Below are 6,269 nucleotides of genomic sequence, written 5' to 3' on the forward strand. Positions count from 1 at the left end.
ATCTTTTTGAATTTTATAGAATGAATATAATGAAATATAATAAAGACTATAAATTTTCCACTTTAAATTCACTTAATCCGTATAATAGGTATGTTATTTTATTTCTGTTTTTTCATTTCTTCTTGCCATGTAGCACCAACACCACCTGATGGTGTATTCCACCGGTCTTCTTGTCGTTTAATACGCTCCATGTCTGCATCGCTCGGCTTAAATCCTTCTACTTCCTTATGTTGCTGTTCCTTATTATGATATTGTTCAACTTCTTTATTATTAGGTTTACAATTGGTAGTAGCTTCTTCGGGCTTATTATCTGCCTTTATACCTGCTGTACTAGATGCGGGCTTATCATTCGTTTCAATATTCTTGCCTTCGTTTATTTGAGGCTTGTAATTATTTGGATTATTCTCATTAGATTGCACGCCTACGTTTTTCTCTTCAGCCCAAAGATTATTTTTTTCACCCCATCCAACAGGAATAACTGAATACATTTTGTTATCTTGACCAACATAATCCGCACCAAGTAACTAATCATTTCATATTTATTTTTTCATTTACTTTTGTTGGAAACTCGTCTATCTTCACATCTTCCCAAGCTATTGCACTTTTTTTCAGTGTAATATACATGTAGAAATACTTCTTTACGAAGATTCAAGTTGTACCGCATGTATCATCTCACTATTTACAAAATAAAGTTAGGCTCAAAATTCTTACACTTGAACAACTGTTTTGTTTTCATACCGTTTATAAGCCTTTGTAGAGGAATAGTATTAGTATGTCCAAGTTTGATAACTTTTTTTCACCAAAACCTACAACTGATCTCATCACTACCATATCTTTATCAGTAATTATCTTCATTGTGGGTTCTTAAATTATACTATTTTCATAACATATGCAGAAGAAATATAACCTACTTGTTTTTAATCTGCCGTTTTAAATAGTGCGTTCTAAAAAACTACTCTTCTTCTAAAATAGCGTAATAATATTCATCCCACCATTCATTCCCATGTGGTATACACTTCCTAAAATAGCCTTCTCTTCTCATTCCAATCTTCTCCATCACTCGATATGATGGAATATTTTGTGGCTGACATGTAGCTATAATCCTATGTAATTTCATTTCCTTAAAGCCATATTTCAATGTAGCTTGTGCTGCTTCAGAAGCATATCCTTTATTGAAGTATTTTGGATTGAACACCCAACCAATCTCATATGTATGCTCACCAAAATATTTATGAAAAACTATATGACCAATCAGAATATCTTTATTAATTAATACTACAGGAAAGTTCTTAGCGTTTTCACCAATGTTTTCATTCACAAAGTTCCTTGTATTTTCTTCAGTAAAAACCCCTTCAGGTATGTATTTCATAACATTGATATCTGATGTATACTCATGAACAGCTTGCCAATCTTTGAACTCAAATTTTCGTATTAATAATCTTTCTGTTTTTATAAACATTTACTTTTCCCCCTCAAAAAATTGCAACTATATTTAAAATCCACTTTTAACCCTTAAAACAAAAAGAACTTGCAGGAATCTCTACAAGTTTTTTTGTTTTAAGGTGAAAATACGGGCCAAACAAACAAACAAACAAACTATCTTACAGCTTGACTTTAGAAACTTTAGGGGTAATGCTTTGACAAATATACTATATAACAAATATTGACATCCACGGAATTTATTTTTGAAAATTGTGTGAATTAAGAAAGAAAGTAGTTTTTTTCTTAGATATTATTGTTAATAACTGATGGTATCATTATATTTCATTCTGCAACTTATTTAGAAGAGATATGTACATTTCGAAGAAGTTCTTCAATAAGTTTTGTTTTTTCATTTACCTTTGTGGCATATGTGAAATCACCATAACAATATGGATACCTAAAATTATTTTTATTTCCACCACAAGTATACATCGCTGGATTTTGATCAACTTTCATCTTAGAAAACTTTTTGGCTGAATCCTCCGAGTGTTGTTTAACTTCTTGACTAGCAATAAAATCAATATACCCTGGCCCCATATTATAGCTTTGAATAATTGTATCCATGCTAACATCTTTGTCCGTTCCATATTTGTACATTTTAGCAAAGTGCTTTACCCCTTGTTCAATGCTCAAGCTTGTCTCTTGAATTTCATTTGGCTTTAATCCAAATGATTCGGATGACTGCATAGGATCGTTTCCCTCACCTCTACTCTCTTGGTACATAATTCCTAATAAAACTGCAGTTTTCTCTCCTAAATTATATTTTTCTAATTCTTTTTTTAAGGTAGACTCATATTGCAATACACGTTTTTCGGTGGCTAGCGCTTTATTTTGTTGAATATTAGTTTTATGATTAAAATATAGCATGCCAAGTATTATTCCTAAACCTAAAATACTAATAAGGAACACTTTTATAATTTGTTTTTTACTTATATCCTTCATATATTCCTCCTCGTATAAGAAATTCAATTTTCCAAAGATAATTGGTTATTTACAAACTATGTAATGAACATCTATCTCCCGCACTTTTTTAGACTCAAACATCAATACTTTAAGGTTTTAAGTTTAATATAAAAAATTAAAGATAAGGTAAAGATAAGATAAAGATAAGATAAAGGGCATTTTTTAGCGTACTTTAAAAGATATTGGTACAAAGTAATAGGTGGGACAACTTGTTGATATGAATGGATTTAGTGATAATTGAGAGGTTATCGTACAAGTTATTAATTTTGGATATATCATTCCAGAAGATTTACCCTATCTTTTCAATATGTTTTATATAAAAAGCTACAACATAAAATATAATAAAAAAAGGCGAACCCTCCACGTAGGAGAATCCACCATCACAAATAACTAATTATTTCACACCTAGTTTTTCTTTTGCTTTCTTAGGAAGCTCGTCTTCCTGCACTTCCTCCCAAGCTGTTACACCTTTTTTCTCTGAGTGATATACACGTATGAATGCTTCTTTACGAAGATTCTTTTGTGCCTTAAATTCTAACTCTTTTTCTTTACCTTCCTTATCAAAACCCGATAATGTATATTCATACTCCTTTCCCATCACTTTATCATCCATAGATTTTGAAACTCCCTCTTTTCCATCCGTTGTAATTTGAACATAATATTCATCCTTACCCATACGATTGATATCACACCCAACTAGTAGACTTGCAAATACAACTAAGAGGCTTAAAAGTGCCAAATATTTTTTCATATTGTTCACCTCATTGATTTTCTATGATACTGTAATCTTAATCTGTGTTCGTTTGAAGAGAAATTCAAAAACATTACGTCAACATTACATTTTCGAAAGATAACAAGATTACCTATATCAATGTTTCTAAATGAGATATTCGCTTAACCATTAAAAATTATTTAAACAATTACTTTCTTCATTTTTTTACTATTTCATAACTTGCTTCAAATTCACCCTTCGCATTTATTGCCTTTTAACGATCATCACACATGACTTAATACATTATTGAAAGAAAAAAAGCTCTGCACTATGCAGGCTTTCTTTATGATTTCACTACTAAATTATTCATAAAACTCACTATAGAATTCGCCTGGAATATACGGAAATAAGGAGATTGAACGTCGTAATATTTGTCGGTAATGATAAGAATTGAAGGAAAGAATTTAGAAGTTTTCGGTTGCCAAGATTCATTATGCCATTCTTGACTATGGAAGTATAACTCATATCTGTTTATCTTATCTTGCATTATCTTTTTACTGTACACCGACTTTTGAACTTCAATAAAGAATGGCGACCTACGCCATATAGTAAAAGCATCCGGCTCCATATATTCCTTCCCATACTTTGGTTCCACTTTGAATAACTTAGGATTTTCATAATGAACAAGTTGTTTGTATACGTCCACAATACCAAGGAAATGAGGAATTTTTTGACTAGTTTTTCTGATAGTACTGGGTTGCGGAAAATAAATGTATGGGTGCTGTAATACGTTAGCATCAACATAGCCATCTCTTCTTAATCTTTTCATAACCGTATTACAGCAGGTTATCGCATTCTTTAAGCCTTGAAAGTGCAAATCAATAATATCGTCTCGGGACATGCATCTAAATTGCTTCAAATCATTCAGAATTCCTTTATCTCTACTCTTCATCATCTAACACCCCAAATAACGGAATTTCTTCTTGCGATGAGTTCTTGAGTATCTTCTCCTCTTTAGACATTCGGTATGGTTCAACAATTTGTTTCGCCTTACTTAATTCCAAATAAGGAGCTTGCACTTTCTTTAATCCATTTCGTTTAAAAATCATTTGTCCAGATTGCTCTAAATGCTCTGAACCAGGAGTCCCCATAATATTACTATTAATCGCACTATCACATTTAAAGCCCATTCTTACAGTCATATTAAGTTTTAACTTACCATCTAACACCTTGGCATCTGGCCTCTGCATACTAAGCAAAAGAAAAACCCCCAGTGATCGCCCGACTGCTGAAATCTTTTCAATCGTAGTCATGCACTCTTTTTCATCTTTAAGCATAGCCACTTCATCAATAGCAAGTAGGATATATGGCTTTTGATGATTTGGATTTAATTTGTTGTACGCATTAATATGATCAACTTCATATTTTTCCATAAGTTTTCTTCGTTCCCTGATTTCCTTCCATAACTTTTGAAGCATTATTTTCATTTCGATTTCCTCCATACAAACTTCTTTTACATGCTTGACTTTACGTAAAAAATGAAATTCAGAGTTTTTTAAATCACCAAGATACAAATGCAACGTATTAGGAGACATATATTGAATGAGTGTGGATAGCACAACACGTACCATACTACTTTTCCCGCTTCCCGTTTCTCCTGCGATTAATAAGTGCGGTGAATTGGAACCAATCATGTCATACGCAATTATTTTTCCGTATTGGTCCCTGCCGACCACAACAGGTAAATCGTAACCTTTTAATTGTGGCTGCCATTCTCTATAACAATAAGTATACGGATTTAGCCCAGCATTCGAATGAAATACATGTAGGACAAACTTTTTCACATCCCCTTCAATCGTAATATTCCGTCCTAATATTTGTTGAAAACAAAACCACTTCTTTTCAATCTTCTGTGGATCTAATCCGTTTGGTATGGTAAATACATATCTCACGCTTTCTGCTGAAGAAGATATATTATATATCTTTGGATAAATAGGAAATTTCCCCCCACGTGTTTGATGTTCCGTATATAGACCCGCTTTTCCAAATACCTCTATAAGTCGATTCCTTAACCTTTTTATATGAAGCCAATTCTTTATCATTCTCATATACTTCCCCCTAAAACATGATTAGGATGCGAAAAAATACATATCCAATCAAACAAATTCCACCTATCCGCATGCCGTAATAAATACCTTCACTTATAAATTTAGCTGCCGATATATGGTCATGCCGCACTAAATATCTTTCTAACATGACTGCCCCTATTAAAACCGTTCCCATTACTCCTAATGCAATGTAAGTATGTAGTACCTGATCCGATACATGAAGGAATGCGAAAGGACTAAATGAATTGTATTTATGATTTTTCTTTTCTTTCTCTTCGTATGGTTGATTCATACATTCACGAAAAGAAATTGTTTCCTTCCTATTACGCATTTAAATGTCCCCCTCTATAAACAAAATGAAAAAACTAGTTAAAATATAGGGTTTATATGCCTATTACCTTGATAGCATTATCTTGACTGTTAACTTGGTAGAAACTTTGCTAGTACAAAGGCTAGTTGATTTCGCATCTAATTTGGTAATAAGTTTGCTATATACCATAGTGGCTACCTTGATACATCATATTACGTGGGGCTTGTACATTATTAACACTTTTGTTTAAAAAAATCATGCTTTGGTAAAGATGTGATTAATAGGAGATTTACGGATAGGAGTGTTCACAATGTTTGGCTTGGGGAAACCATTATCAAAGTTTGGTAAATTTTTAAGAAAGAATAATATTACTCAAACCGAATTAAAGGAATGGAGTGGAGTAAATCAAAATACAATTAGTCGTATTTCTCGTTCAAATACATTTAAGCCTTCATTAGGGAACGGCCAAAAACTAATTAGGGCCTTAAAAAGAAAAGGTTACAGCGTAGACTTTGAGGATTTCTGGATGTAATAATCAGCTCGATAAATCGAACTGATTATTTTTTATGGTTAGGAGATTACAAACTTCATTGTAATTTTCACTAATCAACTATCTAATCTAAGAGAAATAAAATAATGAAATTGATTATACACAGGAACGATTCTCTATAGTAAGGATTACACAATATTAAAA

The 6,269-nt window shown here is 32.2% G+C and carries 7 protein-coding genes and 2 pseudogenes; 2 read left to right on the forward strand and 7 right to left on the reverse strand.

The window, feature by feature from the left end:
- Nucleotides 1-98 precede the first annotated feature (98 nt).
- The 3 genes and pseudogenes from DN403_RS14225 to DN403_RS14235 all read right to left on the reverse strand — a co-directional run.
- Nucleotides 99-524 (reverse strand): annotated as a pseudogene (locus DN403_RS14225) (hypothetical protein); the annotation flags it as partial.
- Between the two features lie 428 nt (nt 525-952).
- Complete coding sequence (locus tag DN403_RS14230) at nt 953-1,459, reverse strand: GNAT family N-acetyltransferase (protein WP_000470152.1); 507 nt, start codon at nt 1,457-1,459, stop codon at nt 953-955.
- 317 nt (nt 1,460-1,776) lie between these two features.
- Nucleotides 1,777-2,424, reverse strand: a complete 648-nt coding sequence (locus DN403_RS14235; RefSeq protein WP_149185543.1) for a lysozyme family protein — start codon at nt 2,422-2,424, stop codon at nt 1,777-1,779.
- Nucleotides 2,425-2,647: 223 nt separating this feature from the next.
- On the opposite strand from DN403_RS14235, the pseudogene DN403_RS31775 reads away from it, so the two are divergent.
- Nucleotides 2,648-2,761, forward strand: a pseudogene (locus DN403_RS31775) (vancomycin resistance histidine kinase VanS); the annotation flags it as partial.
- Nucleotides 2,762-2,839: 78 nt separating this feature from the next.
- Here the strand turns inward: DN403_RS31775 and DN403_RS14245 are convergent.
- From DN403_RS14245 to DN403_RS14260, 4 genes are all read right to left on the reverse strand, one after another.
- Nucleotides 2,840-3,196 carry a YxeA family protein gene (locus DN403_RS14245; protein ID WP_061668073.1) on the reverse strand — a complete coding sequence of 119 codons (357 nt, stop codon included), beginning with the start codon at nt 3,194-3,196 and terminating at the stop codon, nt 2,840-2,842.
- Between the two features lie 304 nt (nt 3,197-3,500).
- Nucleotides 3,501-4,076, reverse strand: a complete 576-nt coding sequence (locus DN403_RS14250; RefSeq protein ID WP_061668078.1) for a replication-relaxation family protein — start codon at nt 4,074-4,076, stop codon at nt 3,501-3,503.
- Between the two features lie 22 nt (nt 4,077-4,098).
- Nucleotides 4,099-5,265: an FtsK/SpoIIIE domain-containing protein gene (locus DN403_RS14255; RefSeq protein WP_149185544.1), complete on the reverse strand. Its 1,167-nt coding sequence runs from the start codon at nt 5,263-5,265 to the stop codon at nt 4,099-4,101.
- Nucleotides 5,266-5,275: 10 nt separating this feature from the next.
- Nucleotides 5,276-5,596: a hypothetical protein gene (locus DN403_RS14260; RefSeq protein ID WP_061668075.1), complete on the reverse strand. Its 321-nt coding sequence runs from the start codon at nt 5,594-5,596 to the stop codon at nt 5,276-5,278.
- Between the two features lie 289 nt (nt 5,597-5,885).
- Here DN403_RS14260 and DN403_RS14265 point away from each other — a divergent pair, with 289 nt between their 5' ends.
- A complete protein-coding gene (locus DN403_RS14265) occupies nt 5,886-6,107 on the forward strand; it encodes a helix-turn-helix domain-containing protein (RefSeq protein ID WP_061668076.1) in 222 nt (73 codons plus the stop codon).
- Nucleotides 6,108-6,269: the final 162 nt, after the last annotated feature.

The sequence above is a fragment of the Bacillus sp. AY2-1 genome (genome assembly GCF_008368965.1).
Lineage (GTDB): Bacteria > Bacillota > Bacilli > Bacillales > Bacillaceae_G > Bacillus_A > Bacillus_A thuringiensis_S.